At 68.9% G+C, this 15909-nt stretch carries 16 protein-coding genes; 4 read left to right on the top strand and 12 right to left on the bottom strand.

The genetic code is table 11. The features are described from left to right. Positions 1-168: 168 nt before the first annotated feature. From IT40_RS14580 to coaBC, 9 genes are read right to left on the bottom strand one after another with little or no spacing between them, the layout of a single operon-like run. The gene (locus IT40_RS14580; RefSeq protein ID WP_036756531.1) at positions 169-1380 is read right to left on the bottom strand and encodes a cysteine desulfurase; all 1212 of its coding nucleotides are present in this window, start codon (positions 1378-1380) and stop codon (positions 169-171) included. Beyond that, the gene (locus tag IT40_RS14575; RefSeq protein ID WP_036756528.1) at positions 1377-1964 is read right to left on the bottom strand and encodes a YIP1 family protein; all 588 of its coding nucleotides are present in this window, start codon (positions 1962-1964) and stop codon (positions 1377-1379) included. Before IT40_RS14575 ends, IT40_RS14580 begins: the two co-directional genes overlap by 4 nt. Next, positions 1961-2449, bottom strand: a complete 489-nt coding sequence (locus tag IT40_RS14570; RefSeq protein WP_036756525.1) for a hypothetical protein — start codon at positions 2447-2449, stop codon at positions 1961-1963. Before IT40_RS14570 ends, IT40_RS14575 begins: the two co-directional genes overlap by 4 nt. Beyond that, on the bottom strand, positions 2446-3807 hold the full coding sequence (locus IT40_RS14565; protein ID WP_036756615.1) for a SufB/SufD family protein: 1362 nt from the start codon (positions 3805-3807) through the stop codon (positions 2446-2448). The genes IT40_RS14570 and IT40_RS14565 overlap by 4 nt, the downstream gene beginning before the upstream one ends. After that, the gene (gene sufC / locus IT40_RS14560) at positions 3807-4562 is read right to left on the bottom strand and encodes a Fe-S cluster assembly ATPase SufC (RefSeq protein WP_036756524.1); all 756 of its coding nucleotides are present in this window, start codon (positions 4560-4562) and stop codon (positions 3807-3809) included. The genes IT40_RS14565 and sufC overlap by 1 nt, the downstream gene beginning before the upstream one ends. Positions 4563-4571: 9 nt before the next feature. Next, on the bottom strand, positions 4572-4883 hold the full coding sequence (locus IT40_RS14555; protein ID WP_036756521.1) for a heavy metal-binding domain-containing protein: 312 nt from the start codon (positions 4881-4883) through the stop codon (positions 4572-4574). Next, positions 4880-6406 (bottom strand): Fe-S cluster assembly protein SufB, encoded by a 1527-nt coding sequence (gene sufB, locus IT40_RS14550; protein ID WP_036756519.1) that lies wholly within the window; start codon positions 6404-6406, stop codon positions 4880-4882. The genes IT40_RS14555 and sufB overlap by 4 nt, the downstream gene beginning before the upstream one ends. 1 nt (position 6407) lies before the next feature. Next, positions 6408-7481 carry a cysteine desulfurase family protein gene (locus IT40_RS14545; RefSeq protein ID WP_036756517.1) on the bottom strand — a complete coding sequence of 358 codons (1074 nt, stop codon included), beginning with the start codon at positions 7479-7481 and terminating at the stop codon, positions 6408-6410. Further along, positions 7478-8752 (bottom strand): bifunctional phosphopantothenoylcysteine decarboxylase/phosphopantothenate--cysteine ligase CoaBC, encoded by a 1275-nt coding sequence (gene coaBC / locus IT40_RS14540; RefSeq protein WP_036756515.1) that lies wholly within the window; start codon positions 8750-8752, stop codon positions 7478-7480. Before coaBC ends, IT40_RS14545 begins: the two co-directional genes overlap by 4 nt. A 146-nt stretch (positions 8753-8898) precedes the next feature. Between coaBC and IT40_RS14535 the strand changes: the two genes are divergently transcribed. Next, entirely contained in the window at positions 8899-10413 is a 1515-nt protein-coding gene (locus tag IT40_RS14535; protein ID WP_036756512.1) for a YifB family Mg chelatase-like AAA ATPase, read from the top strand. A 331-nt stretch (positions 10414-10744) separates the two neighbouring features. On the opposite strand, the gene gshB is transcribed toward IT40_RS14535, so the two are convergent. From gshB to IT40_RS14520, 3 genes are all read right to left on the bottom strand, one after another. Further along, positions 10745-11695, bottom strand: a complete 951-nt coding sequence (gshB, locus tag IT40_RS14530) for a glutathione synthase (protein ID WP_036756510.1) — start codon at positions 11693-11695, stop codon at positions 10745-10747. A gap of 149 nt (positions 11696-11844) precedes the next feature. Then, on the bottom strand, positions 11845-12597 hold the full coding sequence (locus tag IT40_RS14525; RefSeq protein ID WP_036756507.1) for an RlmE family RNA methyltransferase: 753 nt from the start codon (positions 12595-12597) through the stop codon (positions 11845-11847). Positions 12598-12599: 2 nt separating this feature from the next. Continuing rightward, positions 12600-13724, bottom strand: a complete 1125-nt coding sequence (locus IT40_RS14520; RefSeq protein WP_036756504.1) for a Ppx/GppA phosphatase family protein — start codon at positions 13722-13724, stop codon at positions 12600-12602. Positions 13725-13800: 76 nt separating this feature from the next. Between IT40_RS14520 and IT40_RS28680 the strand changes: the two genes are divergently transcribed. From IT40_RS28680 to IT40_RS14510, 3 genes are read left to right on the top strand one after another with little or no spacing between them, the layout of a single operon-like run. Then, the gene (locus tag IT40_RS28680) at positions 13801-14007 is read left to right on the top strand and encodes a hypothetical protein (protein ID WP_147307311.1); all 207 of its coding nucleotides are present in this window, start codon (positions 13801-13803) and stop codon (positions 14005-14007) included. Next, positions 14007-15188, top strand: coding sequence for a vWA domain-containing protein (locus IT40_RS14515; RefSeq protein ID WP_036756501.1), 1182 nt, complete (start codon positions 14007-14009; stop codon positions 15186-15188). The genes IT40_RS28680 and IT40_RS14515 overlap by 1 nt, the downstream gene beginning before the upstream one ends. 27 nt (positions 15189-15215) lie before the next feature. Further along, positions 15216-15902, top strand: coding sequence for a M48 family metallopeptidase (locus tag IT40_RS14510; protein WP_036756498.1), 687 nt, complete (start codon positions 15216-15218; stop codon positions 15900-15902). The last annotated feature ends 7 nt before the right edge of the window (positions 15903-15909 follow it).

Here is a 15909-nt window from a genome sequence, read left to right as displayed (position 1 = left end):
TGTCGGTGGCATTTGCCCTCTTCCTCCCAAGGGTCGGCCGGTTCGCTACGGCCGAAGAGAGCGCGCTTCCTGAATGCAGTCTAGCAATGCCGGCACAACGCCGCCAGAATCGGGCGCCGCCGCAAATTGACGCATGCCTACGAAGGAACGAATATTACGCCGGAGGGGTCAGGCGAACAGTTCCCGGCAGAAAGACAGCCCGTCCACCAGCGCATCGACCTCGGCGCGGGTGTTATACATGGCGAAGCTGGCGCGCGCGGTGGCGCTGAGGCCAAAGAAATCCAGCAGGGGCATGGCGCAATGCGTTCCCGCCCGCACCGCGATGCCGCGCTTGTCGAGGATGGTCGAGATGTCATGGGCATGCGCGCCCTGCATCGTCATCGAGAAGATCGCGCCCTTCTCGGCCGCGTCGCCCTGCACCGACAGCCAGTTCAGGCTGCGCAGCCGCTCGCGGGCATAGTCGCGCAGGTCGCGCTCATGCGCGGCGATGTTCTCCATGCCAAGCGCCATCAGGTATTCCAGCGCCGCGCCCAGGCCGATCTGGTTGGCGATGCCGGGGGTGCCCGCCTCGAAGCGCAGCGGCGGGTCGGCGTAATCCACGCCGTCGCGGGTGACGGTGCGGATCATGTCGCCGCCGCCCATGAAGGGGCGCATCTCGGCCTGGCGCTCGGCCCGGATCCAGATCGCGCCCGAACCCGAGGGGCCATAGAGCTTGTGCCCGGTGATGCAGTAGAAATCGACGCCCAGCGTGGACAGGTCCACCGGCATATGCACGGCGGCCTGCGACCCGTCGGCCAGCACCGGCACGTCGGTCGCCCGCGCGATGGCGCCGACATCGACCACGGTGCCGGTCACGTTCGACATATGGGTGACGGCGATCAGCCGGGTGCGCGGTCCCACCGCCGCCAGCACCTTTTCGGGCGGCAGCGAGCCGTCGGGCTCGGGCTCGACCCATTTCAGCGCCACGCCCTGGCGTTCGCGCAGGAAGTGCCAGGGCACGATATTGGCGTGATGCTCCAGCACCGACAGCACGATCTCGTCGCCCGGCCCCAGCCGCGGCGCGGCCCAGCCATAGGAGACCAGGTTGATCCCCTCGGTCGCGCCCGAGGTGAAGATCACCTCGTCCTCGCGCGGGGCGTTCAGGAAGCGGGCGATGATGGCGCGCACCCGCTCGTAATTCTCGGTCGCGAGGTTGGACAGGAAATGCAAGCCGCGATGGACATTGGCATATTCCGCCTCATAGGCGCGGGTGATGGCGTCGATCACCACGCGCGGCTTTTGCGCCGAGGCGCCATTGTCCAGGTAGACCAGCGGCCGGCCGTTCACCTGCCGCGACAGGATCGGGAAATCGGCACGGATCTTTTCGACGTCGAAGCTCATGGTGTCACCTCGGGGACGATGCCGAATGCCGCCGCGATCAGCGACAGCACGAAGCCAAGCAGGAAAATGCTGCCGATCAGGCCCACGACCACCTTGCCGGTGCTGGTGAACCCGTGCAGCGCCTTGGTCATGGTCACGGCAAGATAGAGGAAAAGGCCAAAGGCCAGCATGGACAGCAGCGTGGCGGTGGCCGGGAACAGCGCCATCATCACCACCTGCACCGCCTGCAGCCCGACCAGCATCAGCTCGACCCAGCCGACGATCAGCAGCGCATCGGCGAACGTGCCATGCCCGCCGAACAGCCGGCCGATCTGGGCCACGAACAGCGCCGACAGCGCCATGGCGCCCAGCTGGATGCCGGCCAGCGTCATCGGTTCGGAAAGCATGCGCGAGACGGGGTTGTCCACCTCGATCGGGAACAGCAGCAGCGACAGCGCGGCCAGCAGCGTGGACAGCGTCACCGCCAGCAGCAGCACCATCCAGCGCGTCGCCATCGGCAGGTCCAGCCCGCGCAGCACCGCGACCGCCGCATCGGGGTCGCGCAGGGTCAGGACCATCAGATCGCCAAGATCGCCCAGTTTCATCCGTTCCCCGCCAATGCGCGCAATCCCGCGCCCCATATCACGAGAAAGCCGAGCCCCGCCACCGCCCGCGTCACGCCAAGCGCCGCACCGGGGCCGACCAGCCCGGCGGTCAGCCCCGCCAGCAGCATCGCCGGCGCCACCGCCAGCAAGGCCCAGAACAGCGCCAGCCGCGAATCCTGCGGCGCGACCGGCCAGGGCGTCAGCCGCGACAGCGCCGAAACCAGCGCCGCCAGCCCATAGGCCAGCAGCGGCATCATGAACATCACCGCCAGCAGCGCCCCGCCCATGCGCGCGCCCAGGGGCACCTCGGGCATGAGCTGCGCATCCCGCGCATGGCCCGGCGCCTGCGCGATCAGAAAGATCAGCATCGCCGCCATCAGCACGACGATCAGCGCCCGGTCGGGCATGCCGCGCAGGGACCTAACTACCCTGCCCGGCGCCCACCAGCTTTCCAGGATGCGCGGGACGATGCCGGCCCGGCTCATGCCTTGCCCGGACTGGCCTTGCCCGGATTGCCCGCGCGCGCCGTCAGCCAGTCCTCCAGCCGGCCCAGGATGTCGTCGCGCAGCCGCTGGTCCTCGATCTCGTCCAGCGCATCGGCCAGGAAGGACAGCACCAGCAGCACGATGGCGCGCTCCTTGGGCACCCCGCGCGAGCGCAGGTAGAACAGCGCCGTCTCGTCCAGCGCGCCGGTGGTCGAGCCATGCGAGCATTTCACGTCGTCGGCATAGATCTCGAGTTCCGGCTTGGCGAGGAACTGGCTGCCCTCGTCCAGCAGAAGCCCCTGGCTGATCTGGTAACCGTCGGTCTTTTGCGCGCCGGGCTTGACCAGGATCTTGCCCTGGAAGATGCCCTCGGCCCCGTTCTTCAGCACCTTCTTGAACACCTGGCGGCTTTCGCAGCGCTCGGCGGCATGGGTGACGAAGACGGTGTCGTCATGGTGGAAGCGGCCGATGTCGCCGTCGCCCAGCACGGCGGCGGCGATATGGGCCACGGCATCGTCGCCGGCGATGTCGATCACCGCCTCGTTGCGCATCATCGAGCCGTTGACCGAAAGCGTGAAGGACTTGAACAGCGCTTCGGCAGCGACGCGGGCAAAGATATGGCCCAGCCCCAGCTTGGGATCGTTGGCGCGCTTGGCGCTGATGTGATGGAAGCGGGCGCCCCGGCCCAGGTCGGCCTCGATCACCACGTTCGAGCGCGCGCCGATCGAGCCGGTTTCCAGCAGCGTCAGCTCGGCCCCCTCCTCCAGCTGGACGAGGTGGTGCAGATGCACGTCGGCATCCGCCGCCGAGCGGCGATAGGTGATATGCACCGGACGCTCGACCTTGCCGGTGACGCGGATCAGCACGCCCTCGGCGGCGACCAGCGTGTTCAGCGCGGCGAAGGGTCGCTTGACCGGCACCTGGCCCGCGGTTTCCAGCCGGCCGTAAAGCCCGGCCGCCCAGTGATCCGCCCCGGCATCGGCGGCGGCCAGGCTTTCGACCTGCACCCCCTCGGCCGCAAGCGCATCCGAGGCCTCGGCGTCGAAGCGCCCGTCCACGAAGACCAGGTTCAGCCGGTCGATGCCGGTGAACAGGGTGGTTTCATCCACCGCCAGTTCGACCGGCTGCGGCCGGGCCGCGTTGAAGGGCGCGGGATCGGTATAGCGCCAGTATTCGTCGCGCGCGCCGGGCAGGCCCATGGCCTCCAGCCGCTGCGCCGCATCCTCGCGCGCGGCGCGGGTAAAGCCGCCGCGCGGCAGGTCCAGCGCGTCCAGGCGCGCCGCAAGCGCGGCATCGCCGGGACGGGCCTTGCCCTCGACCGTGGGCACCTGCGCGGCAAGAACAGCCGTGTCCGCCATCATCCGACCTCCGCCAGCAGATCGCCGTAGCCGTTCTGCTCGACCTCCAGCGCCAGTTCGGGGCCGCCGGTGCGCACGATGCGGCCGTCGGCCATGATATGCACCACGTCGGGCCGGATATGGTCCAGAAGCCGCTGGTAATGGGTGATGACCAGGAAGCTGCGGTCGGGCGAGCGCAGGGCGTTCACGCCCTCGGCCACCAGCCGCATCGCGTCCACGTCAAGGCCGGAATCGGTCTCGTCCAGGATGCACATGCGCGGCTCGAGCATGGCCATCTGCAGGATCTCGTTGCGCTTCTTCTCGCCGCCCGAGAAGCCGACGTTGACCGCGCGCTTCAGCATCTCGCTGTCGATCTTCAGCGTCGCCGCCTTCTGGCGGATCAGCTTGAGGAAATCGGCCGAGGACAGTTCTTCCTCGCCGCGCGCCTTGCGCTGCGCGTTCACCGCGGTGCGCAGGAAGGTCATATTGCCCACGCCGGGGATCTCGACCGGGTATTGGAAGGCCAGGAACAGGCCGGCGGCAGCGCGTTCCTCGGGCTCCATCTCCAGCAGGCTCTCGCCGTCCAGCGTGGCCTCGCCGCCGGTGACTTCATAGCCGTCGCGACCCGACAGCACATAGGACAGCGTGGACTTGCCCGAGCCGTTCGGCCCCATGATGGCATGGACCTCGCCAGCCGGGACGGTCAGATCGACGCCCTTGAGGATCTGCTTGTCCTCATCCTCGAGCTTGACGTGCAGGTTCTTGATTTCCAGCATGGTTCGTTCCTATTCGACGCTTACGGCGGTGCCCGAGGCGGACACCATCAGCATGTTGTTGATGACTTCATAGTCCAGATCGACGCCGACCACGGCATTGCCGCCCAGGGCGGCCGCGCGGTCCTGCATCTCGGACAGGGCGGTTTCGCGGGCCGAGGCCAGCGCGGATTCATAGGCGCCCGAACGGCCGCCCACGATGTCGCGAATCCCGGCGAAGATGTCGCGAAAGATATTGGCGCCGATGATGGTCTCGCCGGTCACCACGCCGTGATAGGCGCTGATGCGGCGGCCCTCGATGCCGGGGGTGGTGGTGACGATCATCCGACCGACCCCTCCAGGCTGATGGCGACCAGCGATTGCGCCTCCATGGCGAATTCCATCGGCAGGGCCTGCAAGACCTCGCGGCAGAAGCCGTTCACCACCAGGGCGACCGCCTCTTCCTCGTCCATGCCGCGCGAGCGGCAATAGAACAGCTGGTCGTCGTCCACCTTGCTGGTGGTCGCCTCATGCTCCACGCGGCTCGAGGTGTTCTTGACCTCGATATAGGGCACGGTATGGGCGCCGCATTTGTCGCCGATCAGCAGGCTGTCGCATTGCGTATAGTTGCGGCTGTTCTTGGCGCGCGGATGCATGGTCACGAGGCCGCGATAGGTATTCTGCGCCTGCCCGGCAGAAATCCCTTTGGAAACAATGCGCGAGCGAGTGTTCTTGCCAAGATGGATCATCTTGGTGCCGGTATCGGCCTGCTGGTGGTTGTTGGCAATGGCGATCGAATAGAACTCGCCCTGCGACTCGTCGCCGCGCAGGATGCAGGAGGGGTATTTCCAGGTGATCGCCGAGCCGGTCTCGACCTGGGTCCACATCACCTTGGCCCGCGCCTCGCGGCAATCGGCGCGCTTGGTGACGAAGTTGTAGATGCCGCCCTTGCCTTCCTCGTCGCCGGGGAACCAGTTCTGCACGGTCGAATACTTGACCTCGGCATCCTCCAGCACGACGATCTCGACCACCGCGGCGTGCAGCTGGGCCACGTCGCGCTTGGGCGCGGTGCAGCCTTCCAGGTAGCTGACGTAAGCGCCCTTGTCGGCGATGATCAGCGTGCGCTCGAACTGGCCGGTATTCTCGGCATTGATGCGGAAATAGGTGGACAGCTCCATCGGGCAGCGCACCCCCGGCGGCACATAGACGAAGCTGCCGTCCGAGAAGACCGCCGAGTTCAGCGTGGCGAAGAAATTGTCCGACTGCGGCACGACCGAGCCCAGGTATTTCCGCACCAGCTCGGGATGCTCGCGGATCGCCTCGCTGATCGAGCAGAAGATGACGCCGGCCTTGGCCAGTTCGTCCTTGAAGGTGGTGCCGACGCTGACGCTGTCGAAGACCGCATCGACCGCGACCTTGCGCCCTTCGGCGGGCGCGCCCTCGGCGCCCTCGATCCCGGCCAGGATCATCTGCTCCTTCAGCGGGATGCCCAGCTTTTCATAGGTGGCCAGCAGCTTGGGATCGACCTCGTCCAGCGACTTGGGCTTTTCGGCCATGCTTTTCGGGCGGGCGTAGTAATACTGGTCCTGATAGTCGATCTCGGGATAGTTGAGCATCGCCCATTTCGGCTCGGTCATGGTCTGCCAGCGGCGGAAGGCCTGCAGCCGCCACTCGGTCATCCATTCCGGTTCCTCGTTCTTCTTCGAGATCAGCCGGACGATGTCCTCGTTGATGCCCTTGGGGGCATATTCCATCTCGATCTCGGTATCCCAGCCGTATTTGTACGACCCCATGTTCTGGACGGTCTCGACGGTCTCGCGGTCTACGCCCTCGCGGATTTCGATTGCCTCGCCGATCTCTACAGTCATCTCAAACCCTTCCCGCGGTCGCCCGCCAATCATTCCTTTGCCGCCAGCGGCCATGCGCCGCAAGCCAGGCATCCGCAAAACGCATCACGTCCCGAGGCTCCGTCGCCGGGCCGATCGAGACGCGGATCGCATCGCCCGCCCATTCCGCCGCGATGCCCATGGCCGTCAGAACCGAACTTGGCCGGACCTTGCCCGATGAACAGGCCGAGCCTGCCGAGACGGCAAATCCGGCCAGGTCCATCTGCATCACCTGCGTCTCTCCGCGCCATCCCGGCGTCAGGATCGACAATGTATTGGGCAGGCGGCGGGCCTCGCGCCCCGGAAATGTAACCATTTCCGCCCCGGATTCCAGTGTGGCCATCAGGGAATCGCGCAGTTGCGACACTTTTTCCCCGATTCCTTGATCCAGATCATTCTGCGCCGCTTTTGCGGCCGCTGCAAAGCCCATGATGCCGATCAGATTCTCGGTCCCGGCGCGGCGGCCCTGTTCCTGGCCGCCGCCCTTGATGCGCGCCTCGACCTCGGTGCCGCGGCGGACCACCAGCGCGCCGATGCCGCGCGGCCCGCCCAGCTTGTGGGCGCTGACGATGCCGGCCTCGATCCCCAGCCAGTTGAAGGCAAGGGGGATCTTGCCGAAGGCCTGCGTCAGGTCGCTGACCGCCAGGCCCTGCGGCAGGTCCTGGATCACCCCGGTTTCGGAATTGGCCAGTTGCAGCGCGGTGCGGGCGGGATCGGCGACGGCGACCAGCCCCGCGCGGTCCGCGGGCAGCGATGCCTCGCACCAGGCCAGGACCGCCGGATGCTCGACCGCCGAGCAGACAAGGCCCCGGCCCTGAAGCGCCAGCGCCGCCGCCTCGGTCGCGCCCGAGGTGAAGATCACGTCCGCCCCCTCGGCGCCAAGCGCCACGGCGACGTCCTCGCGCGCGCGCTCCAGCGCGGATTTCGCCGCCCGCCCCTCGGCATGGACCGAGGAAGGGTTGCCGACGATTTCCATCGCCGCCAGCATCGCCTCGCGCGCCTCGGGGCGCAGCGGCGCGGTGGCGTTCCAGTCCAGGTAGACCCGGCCGCTGCTCATCCGTGGTCCTCCGGCAGGCCCTGGCCGGCGGGGCTCAGCGCCTCGGCGATGCGGCCGGCCAGGCGGCGCGCCACCTCGTCCTTGGTCAGGCGCGGCCAGCTTTCCGCCCCTTCCTCCGAAATCAGCGTGACCGCATTCTCGGTCCCGCCCATGATCCCGGTCTCGGGGTTCACGTCATTGGCGACGATCCAGTCGCAGCCCTTGCGCTTGCGCTTGCGGGTGGCATTGTCCAGCACGTCGTCGGTCTCGGCGGCAAAGCCCACCACCAGCGCCGGCCGGTCGCGGTCGAGCCGGCTGATCCAGGCCAGGATGTCGGGGTTCTCGGCGAATTTCAGTTCGGGCAGCTTGCCCGAGCCGTCCTTCTTGATCTTGCCCGGACGGGCATTGGCGACATGCCAGTCGGCGACCGCCGCCGCCATGACCGCGGCATCGGCAGGCAAGGCCGCCTCGACCGCCTCGCGCATCTCGCGCGCGGTCTGGACGGCGATCACCTCGACGCCCTGGGGCGGCGGCACCTCGGCCGGGCCGGTGACGAAGCTGACCCGCGCGCCCAGGTCGCGCAGCGCCGCGGCGATGGCCGCGCCCTGCGCCCCGCTGGAGCGGTTGGCGATATAGCGCACCGGGTCGATGGGCTCATGCGTGGGCCCCGAGGTCACGATGACATGCCGCCCCGCCAGCACGCGGGCGGGCAGCGAGACCACCGCCTCGGGCGGCAGGCGCAGCGGCCGGTCGCGCCCCAGCGCCGCGCGGATCGCCGCCAGGATCGTCTGCGGCTCGGCCATGCGGCCGGGGCCGTATTCGCCGCAGGCCATGTCGCCCTCGTCAGGGCCGACGAAGCGGATGCCGTCGTTCTCCAGCGTCTCCAGGTTACGTTGCGTCGCCGGATGCTGCCACATGCGCACGTTCATCGCCGGCGCCGCCAGCACCGGCTTGTCGGTCGCCAGCAGCAGGGTCGAGGCCAGGTCGTCCGCCATCCCCGCCGCCATCCGCGCCAGCAGATTCGCCGTGGCCGGGGCGACCACCACCAGGTCGGCGGCGCGCGACAGCTGGATATGGCCCATCTCCGATTCGCGCGTCAGGTCGAACAGCTCGGTATGGCAGGGCGCCTCGGCCAGGGCCGAGAGGGTCAGGGGTGTCACGAACTCGGCCCCCGCCTGGGTCAGCACCGGCACGACCGAGCCGCCCTCGCGCCGGATCATGCGGACCAACTCGGGTATCTTGAATGCGGCGATGCCCCCGCCGACGATCAGCAATATGCGGCTGCCTTGCATGGTCGTTTCCCTGTGCCCCGTATGTGCCCCGTGTCATCCGCCCTGCACATAGGCGCAAGCGCGGCCCGGAACAAGCAAGCCGAACCCGTTAACCATTCTTTAAACCCTGCGGGTTAAGCCTGCCCCGGTGCAGGGGAGAAGTGCCGATGGCGGCGATTGCCTATACCGTGGCCTTCGACGGGGTCGAGGCGCGGCTGGTCGAGGTGCAATGCTCGGTCTCGCCGGGCCTGCCGGGATTCGGCATCGTCGGCCTGCCCGACAAATCCGTCAGCGAGGCGCGGGAACGGGTGAAGGCCGCCTTCGGGGCGCTGTCCATCGCCATGCCCTCGCGCCGGGTGACGGTGAACCTGTCGCCCGCCGACCTGCCCAAGGAGGGCTCGCATTTCGACCTGCCCATCGCGCTTGCGGTGCTGGCCGCGCTGGAGATCGTCCCGGCCGAGGCGCTGGAGCGGGTGGTGGCGCTGGGGGAACTGGCGCTGGATGGGCGGCTGTCGCCGGTCGCAGGCGCCCTGCCCGCCGCCGTGGCCGCGGCCGAGGACGGCCGCGCGCTGTTGGTGCCGCGCGCCTGCGGGGCCGAGGCGGCGTGGGTCGGCACCGTGCCGGTCCTGGCGCCGCAGAGCCTGCGCGAGGTGGTCGATCACCTGACCGACCGCGCGCCCCTGGCCCGCGCCGCACCGGGCGAGCTGGCGGAAGCCGTGTTCGAGGCCGACCTTGCCGAGGTCAAGGGCCAGGAACGCGCCCGCCGGGCGCTGGAGATCGCCGCCGCCGGCCGCCACCACCTGCTGATGATCGGCCCGCCCGGCGCCAGCAAGTCGATGCTGGCAACCCGCCTGCCCGGCATCCTGCCGCCGCTGAGCCCGCAGGAGGCGCTGGAGACCTCGGTGATCCATTCCGTCGCCGGCCTGCTGGCCGAGGGCGGCATCTCGCGCACCGCCCCCTTTCGCCAGCCGCATCACACCGCCTCGATGGCGGCGATGGTGGGCGGCGGGCGCAACGCCCGGCCCGGCCAGGCGAGCCTTGCGCATAACGGCGTGCTGTTCCTGGACGAGCTGCCCGAGTTCGAGCGCCGGGTGATCGACGCCTTGCGCGAGCCGATCGAGACCGGCGAGATCCACGTCTCGCGCGCCAATGCCCATATCCGCTATCCGGCGCGTTTCCTGCTGGTCGCGGCCGCCAATCCCTGCCGCTGCGGCGAGATCGCGGATGCCAGCCGCGCCTGTTCCAAGGCACCGCGCTGCGGGGCGGATTACCTGGGCCGCATCTCGGGGCCGATGATGGACCGGTTCGACCTGCGCATCGAGGTGCCGCAGGTCGCGATCGAGGATCTGGGCCTGCCCGCCACCGGCGAAAGCTCGGCCAGCGTCGCCCTGCGCGTGGCCGCCGCCCGCGCGCTGCAAGCCGCCCGCTTTGCCGATCACCCGACAGCGCGGGTGAACGCCGACGCCTCGGGCCGGCTGCTGGAGGAGATCGCGCCGCTCGACGGCGAATGCCGGTCGCTGCTGGCGCTGGCGGCCGAGCGGCTGGGGCTGACCCCGCGCGGCTATCACCGCATCCTGCGCAGCGCACGCACCATCGCCGACCTGGACGCCTCGGCCGCGATCCGCCAGCCGCACCTGGCCGAGGCGCTGTCCTATCGCCTGCCCTTCGGCCGCCCGGATTGAGGGGCGGGGAAGGAGTCGCCATGGCGGCAGGTGGCAGGCGGCAGGTGGCAGGCGGCAGGCGGCAGGCGGCAGGTGGCAGGTGGCAGGTGGCAGGTGGCAGGTGGCAGAAAGGATGGTTGCCAGAACAGGCGGCGCCGCAAGGCCGGCGGCCAGGTTCGAGCCATGCGGCTGGGAGAAAGGGCAAGCCGCGGGGCTGGCTCCCTCTTGCCGAAAACCGGCTCGCCCGCCGCCAGGGCATGGCGGCGCGGCACCTTTCCACGCCGGGCCGGTCCACACCGGGCCGGCATCGCGACAGGCCAATCCGCCCCCGCGCCGACCCCGCGGCCGCGGGTCAGCCCCGCTCGGCCAGCCGCCGCTCGATGGCGTCCCAGATCAGCGCCGCGGCGTTGATGCCGTCGAAACGCTCAAGCTCCTGGATGCCGGTGGGCGAGGTCACGTTGATCTCGGTCAGCCAGCCGTCGATCACGTCGATGCCGGTGAAGATCAGCCCCTTTTCGCGCAGCACCGGGCCGATGCGGGCGCAGATCTCGTATTCGCGCTCGGTCAGGCCGATCTTTTCCGGCCGGCCGCCGACATGCATGTTGGAGCGCGCCTCGCCCGCGGCCGGGACGCGGTTGATCGCGCCGACCGGCTCGCCATCGACCAGGATGATGCGCTTGTCGCCGCGGACCACGGCGGGCAGGTATTTCTGCGCGATGATCGGCTCGCGGCTGTTCGACAGGAAGGTCTCGACCAGCGAGGACAGGTTCGGATCGTCGGGCCGCATGTGGAAGATGCCGACCCCGCCATTGCCGTAGAGCGGCTTGAGGATGAAATCGCCGTGCCGCTCGCGGAAGGCGCGGATCTGCGCCAGTTCGCGGGTGATCAGCGTGGGCGGCGTCAGTTCGGGGAAATCCAGCACCAGCAGCTTCTCGGGGCTGTTGCGCACCCAGAAGGGGTCGTTGACGACATAGGTCGAGGGGTGCACCCGGTCCAGCAGATGCGTGGTGGTGATATAGCCCATGTCGAAGGGCGGGTCCTGGCGCAGCCAGACCACGTCGAATTCCGACAGGTCCACGTCGGCCCAGTCGCCGAAGGTCACATGGTTGCCCTGTTCGCGGCGCAGGCTGATCGGGCGGCCGCGGGCCATGACCCGCCCCTCGCAATAGCTCAGCCGGTCGGCGGTATACTGGAACAGCCGGTGGCCGCGAGCCTCGGCCTCCAGCCCCAGCCGGAACGTGCTGTCACCGTCGATCGAGACATGCTCGACCGGGTCCATCTGAAGGGCCACGTAAAGACTCATGCTATCATTCCCAGCCAGTTTCGCCCGAAGTTCTGGCAAGCATGGGCGGGCTTTGCAAGCGGCAGCGCCGCGGCCCGCCCGCGGCAGGACCGGCGCGCCGGCACCGCCGCCCTGCGCGGTGGCCGGCCTGGGGGACGCCCAGGGGCGGCTCAGCCCTGGTCGGTTTCGTCCGCGTCCTGGCCGCGAAACCCCTGCGCCACCACGAATTTCTCGGAGGAATCCGAGCGGCTGGCCGGCGGCTTCACATTCGCCACCTTGCGGAAATTGCGCTTGAGCATGGCCTGCATCTCGGTCTCGGCCCCGCCGGCCAGAACCTTGGCGACGAAGGTGCCGCCCGGCTCCAGCACGTCGAAGGCCAGCTGCGCCGCCGCCTCGACCAGCGCCACGATGCGCAGGTGGTCGGTGCCCTTGTGCCCCGACGAGGCCGCCGCCATGTCCGACATCACCACATCGGCCCGCCCGCCCAGCCAGGCCTTGACCTGCGCGTCGGCGCCGTCGGACAGGAAGTCGAGCTGGTGGATCTCGGCCCCCGGAATCGGATCGACCTCTTGCAGGTCGACGCCCAGCACCCGGCCGACCTTCTTGCCGGGTTTGTCGCCAAGCGCGTTCACGCGCGCGACCGCCACCTGGCACCAGCCGCCGGGCGCGCAGCCCAGATCGACCACCCGCGCGCCGGGCACCAGGAAGCGATACTTGTCGTCCAGTTCCAGGATCTTGTAGGCGGCGCGGCCGCGATAGCCCTCGCGCTTGGCGCGCGCGACATAGGGGTCGTTCAGCTGCCGCTCCAGCCACAGCGTGCTGGAAAGCTTGCGCCCCTTGGCCGATTTCACCCGCACCCGCAGGTCGCGCTGGCCGCGGCCCGAGCTTTTGCGCCCCTCGCCCGGCTTCTTGCCTTCGCTCATCTTCAAGCCACCCCGTTCATTCCATCCGGGGCCAGCACCCCGTCCTTGACCATCTGCACATAAAGCAGCCCCTCGCGCAGGCCGCGGTCGGCGACCGAAAGCCGCGTCGTCGGCCAGACCCGCATCAGCGTCTGCAGGATCGCCGCGCCCGACATGATCAGCGCATGGCGTTCCCGCCCGATGCGCGGATCGGCGCGCCGCCCCTCGGGGCCAAGCGCCAGGTAGTCGCGGATCACCCGGTCGATCTGGGCCGTGGTCATGGTCAGCCCGTCCACCTTGGTCCGGTCATAGCGGCGCAGGCCCAGATGGCTGGCCGCAACCGTGGTCACGGTGCCCGAGGTGCCGATGATCTGGAACCCCTCCCGCATGGTCTGGGCCAGCGCATAGGGGGCGAAATCCGCCAGCATCTCCTCGAAATGCCAGGACATCAGGGCAAAGCGGCCCTGGTCGTCCTCGACATCCTCGAACTGGTCGCGCAGCGTGGCCACGCCCAGCGGCACGCTGATCCAGTCCACCACCCGCGCGCCGCCCGGCTGCGGGTCAGTGAAACCATTGCCCAGCCGCATGATCGCGCGCGAGCGTTCCTTGGGCTCGACATCCTCGAGGTCGATCCAGACCAGCTCGGTCGAGCCGCCGCCGATATCCACCACCAGCAATTGCTCGGTGCGCTGGCTGACCAGCGGCGCGCAAGAGATCACGGCCAGCCGCGCCTCTTCCTCGGCGTCGATGATCTCGACCGGCAGGCCGGTCTCGCGCCGGATCATGCGCAGGAAGTCGCGGCTGTTCCTGGCCCGCCGGCAGGCCTCGGTGGCGACAAGGCGCATGCGCACGACCTTGTGCGCCTCGAGCTTGCGCCGGCACACCTGCAAGGCATGCACCGTCCGCGCCATCGAGGGACGCGACAGCCTGCCTGATGCCTCGAGGCCGTGCCCAAGCTGGACCGGCTTCGAGAAACTGTCCACCACCTGGAACTGGCTGCCCGCGGGACGGGCAATCAGCATCCGGCAGCTGTTGGTGCCAAGATCCAAGGCCGCATAGAGCGGCCCGTCCTCGGCCGGGCGGGTGACGAAAGGCTCGACCGTTTTTCTCGGGAACGCGTCCGCACCCGCAGGACGCCTGGGCGCCATGGTCACGCCCTCCGATAACAAGTTGGACCGAAAGTAACCTGCGGCCGCCACGCCTTCAAGGGGGCGTGCGTGGGGCGTGCCTCTCGACAGGGGCGCGGGGGCGGGCTATGCCCTGCCCATGATCGTGATCGCCGCCTTCCTGATTGGCGCAGCGTTCGGCTGGATGCGCGCCGCGAAAGCCGGCGGCAGCCGCGCCGACAAGCTGCAATATGCCGCCGCCCATGCCCTGGCGCTGACCGTGCTGGGGCTGTTCCTGACCATATTGCTCAGCCGGATGGGCTGATGTTCCGGCCCTTCCTCGACAGTCTGCGCCGCCATGGGGTGCCGGCCAGCCTGCGGGAATACCTGGACCTGCTGGCGGGGCTGCAGGCCGGGCTGTCGGACTGGTCGCCCGAGGGCTTTTATCACCTCGCCCGCGCCACGCTGGTCAAGAACGAGGCGCATATCGACCGATTCGACCGCGCCTTTGCCGAAGCCTTCGCGGGCCTCGACGAGATCCCGGTCGAGGCGCTGGTGAACGAGGTCTCGATCCCGCGCGAATGGCTGGAAAAGCTGGCCGAGAAGCTGCTGACCCCCGAGGAACGCGCCGCCGTCGAGGGCGCCGGTTCCTTCGAGGAGCTGATGAAGCGCCTGCGCGAGCGGCTGGCCGAGCAGCAGGGCCGCCACCAGGGCGGCAACAAATGGATCGGCACCGCCGGCACCTCGCCCTTCGGCGCCTATGGCTACAACCCCGAGGGCGTGCGGATCGGCCAGCACGAAAGCCGCCACCGCCGCGCCGTCAAGGTCTGGGACAAGCGCGAGTTCCGCGATTTCGACGATTCGGTGGAACTCGGCACCCGCAACATCAAGGTGGCGCTGAAGCGGTTGCGGCAATGGGCCCGCCACGGCGCGCTCGAGGAGCTGGACCTGCCCGGCACCATCCGCGCCAGCGCCGAGCATGGCTATATCGACGTCCAGACCCGGCCCGAGCGCCACAATGCCGTCAAGGTGCTGCTGTTCCTGGATGCCGGCGGCAGCATGGACGACCATTCCCGGCTGGTGGACGAGCTGTTCTCGGCCGCCCGCGCCGAGTTCAAGCACCTGGAGCATTTCTATTTCCACAATTGCGTCTACGAGGCGCTGTGGAAGGACAACCGCCGCCGCTGGACCGAAACCACGCCGACGTGGGAGGTCATCAACCGCTTCGGCCGCGACTACAAGGCGATCTTCGTCGGCGACGCCGCGATGTCGCCCTATGAGATCGCCATCCCCGGCGGCGCCAACGAACACTGGAACCCCGAATCGGGCGAGACATGGCTGCGGCGCCTGCGCGAGACCTGGCCCGACCATGTCTGGCTGAACCCGGTGCCCCGCGCGCATTGGCCGCATACCCGCTCGATCGACATGATTCGCGAGATATTCGAGGATCGCATGCAGCCCCTGACGCTGGAGGGGCTGACCCAGGCCATGCGCATCCTTGGCTGAGCGCCGCGCCATGCCCATATTGCGCTTATGCTGAAATTCACGCCGATCCTGCTGATCCTGCTCTATGCCGCCGCGATGTGGTTCTTTTCCGCATGGCGGCTCAAGGCCGAGCTGAACCAGAAGTCCACGCCGCTGCAGCACCCCCGGCTGGTGCCGATGCTGGAACGGCTGGGCCGGGCCATGGACCTGCCGCGGGTGCAGGCGCATGTCTACGAGGTCGGCCATGTGAACGGGCTGGCCGCGCCGGATGGCCGCATCTTCCTGACCCGCGGTTTCCTCGACCGGCTGGACCGCGGCGAAGTGACCGAGGCCGAGCTGGCATCGGTCATCGCGCATGAGCTGGGCCATGTCGCCCATGGCCATACCCGGCGCCGCATGGTGGATTTCGCCGGCCAGAACGTGGTGCGCATGGTGCTGGCGGGCGTCCTGGGCCGTTTCCTGCCCGGCATCGGCGTCTGGATTGCCAATCTCGCCGCCAGCGCCATCGCCGCGCGCCTGTCGCGCCAGGACGAGTTCGAGGCCGACGCCTTCGCCAGCGCGCTGATGGTCAAGGCCGGGCTGGGCACCGAGCCGCAGAAAAGCCTGTTTCGCAAGCTCGACCGGCTGGCGGGCGCGGGACGCGCCGGGGCGCCGGCCTGGCTGATGTCGCATCCGCCCGCCGCGGCGCGCATCGCCGCCATCGAAAAGCTCGAGGCGCGCTGGGAATTAGCCTAACTTGTCT

The sequence above is a fragment of the Paracoccus versutus genome (genome assembly GCF_000763885.1).
Lineage (GTDB): Bacteria > Pseudomonadota > Alphaproteobacteria > Rhodobacterales > Rhodobacteraceae > Paracoccus > Paracoccus versutus.
This window is presented reverse-complemented; position numbering and strand designations above follow the sequence as displayed.

Excerpts from the sequence above, each read along its gene's own strand:
- coaBC (WP_036756515.1), bottom strand. The coding sequence starts at position 8,752 with ATGCAAGGCAGCCGCATATTGCTGATCGTCGGCGGGGGCATCGCCGCA.
- IT40_RS14545 (WP_036756517.1), bottom strand. The coding sequence starts at position 7,481 with ATGAGCAGCGGCCGGGTCTACCTGGACTGGAACGCCACCGCGCCGCTG.
- IT40_RS14515 (WP_036756501.1), top strand. The coding sequence starts at position 14,007 with ATGTTCCGGCCCTTCCTCGACAGTCTGCGCCGCCATGGGGTGCCGGCC.
- IT40_RS14510 (WP_036756498.1), top strand. The coding sequence starts at position 15,216 with ATGCTGAAATTCACGCCGATCCTGCTGATCCTGCTCTATGCCGCCGCG.
- IT40_RS14565 (WP_036756615.1), bottom strand. The coding sequence starts at position 3,807 with ATGGCGGACACGGCTGTTCTTGCCGCGCAGGTGCCCACGGTCGAGGGC.
- gshB (WP_036756510.1), bottom strand. The coding sequence starts at position 11,695 with ATGAGTCTTTACGTGGCCCTTCAGATGGACCCGGTCGAGCATGTCTCG.
- sufB (WP_036756519.1), bottom strand. The coding sequence starts at position 6,406 with ATGACTGTAGAGATCGGCGAGGCAATCGAAATCCGCGAGGGCGTAGAC.
- IT40_RS14535 (WP_036756512.1), top strand. The coding sequence starts at position 8,899 with ATGGCGGCGATTGCCTATACCGTGGCCTTCGACGGGGTCGAGGCGCGG.
- IT40_RS14520 (WP_036756504.1), bottom strand. The coding sequence starts at position 13,724 with ATGGCGCCCAGGCGTCCTGCGGGTGCGGACGCGTTCCCGAGAAAAACG.
- IT40_RS14525 (WP_036756507.1), bottom strand. The coding sequence starts at position 12,597 with ATGAGCGAAGGCAAGAAGCCGGGCGAGGGGCGCAAAAGCTCGGGCCGC.
- IT40_RS14570 (WP_036756525.1), bottom strand. The coding sequence starts at position 2,449 with ATGAGCCGGGCCGGCATCGTCCCGCGCATCCTGGAAAGCTGGTGGGCG.
- IT40_RS14575 (WP_036756528.1), bottom strand. The coding sequence starts at position 1,964 with ATGAAACTGGGCGATCTTGGCGATCTGATGGTCCTGACCCTGCGCGAC.
- sufC (WP_036756524.1), bottom strand. The coding sequence starts at position 4,562 with ATGCTGGAAATCAAGAACCTGCACGTCAAGCTCGAGGATGAGGACAAG.
- IT40_RS14580 (WP_036756531.1), bottom strand. The coding sequence starts at position 1,380 with ATGAGCTTCGACGTCGAAAAGATCCGTGCCGATTTCCCGATCCTGTCG.
- IT40_RS14555 (WP_036756521.1), bottom strand. The coding sequence starts at position 4,883 with ATGATCGTCACCACCACCCCCGGCATCGAGGGCCGCCGCATCAGCGCC.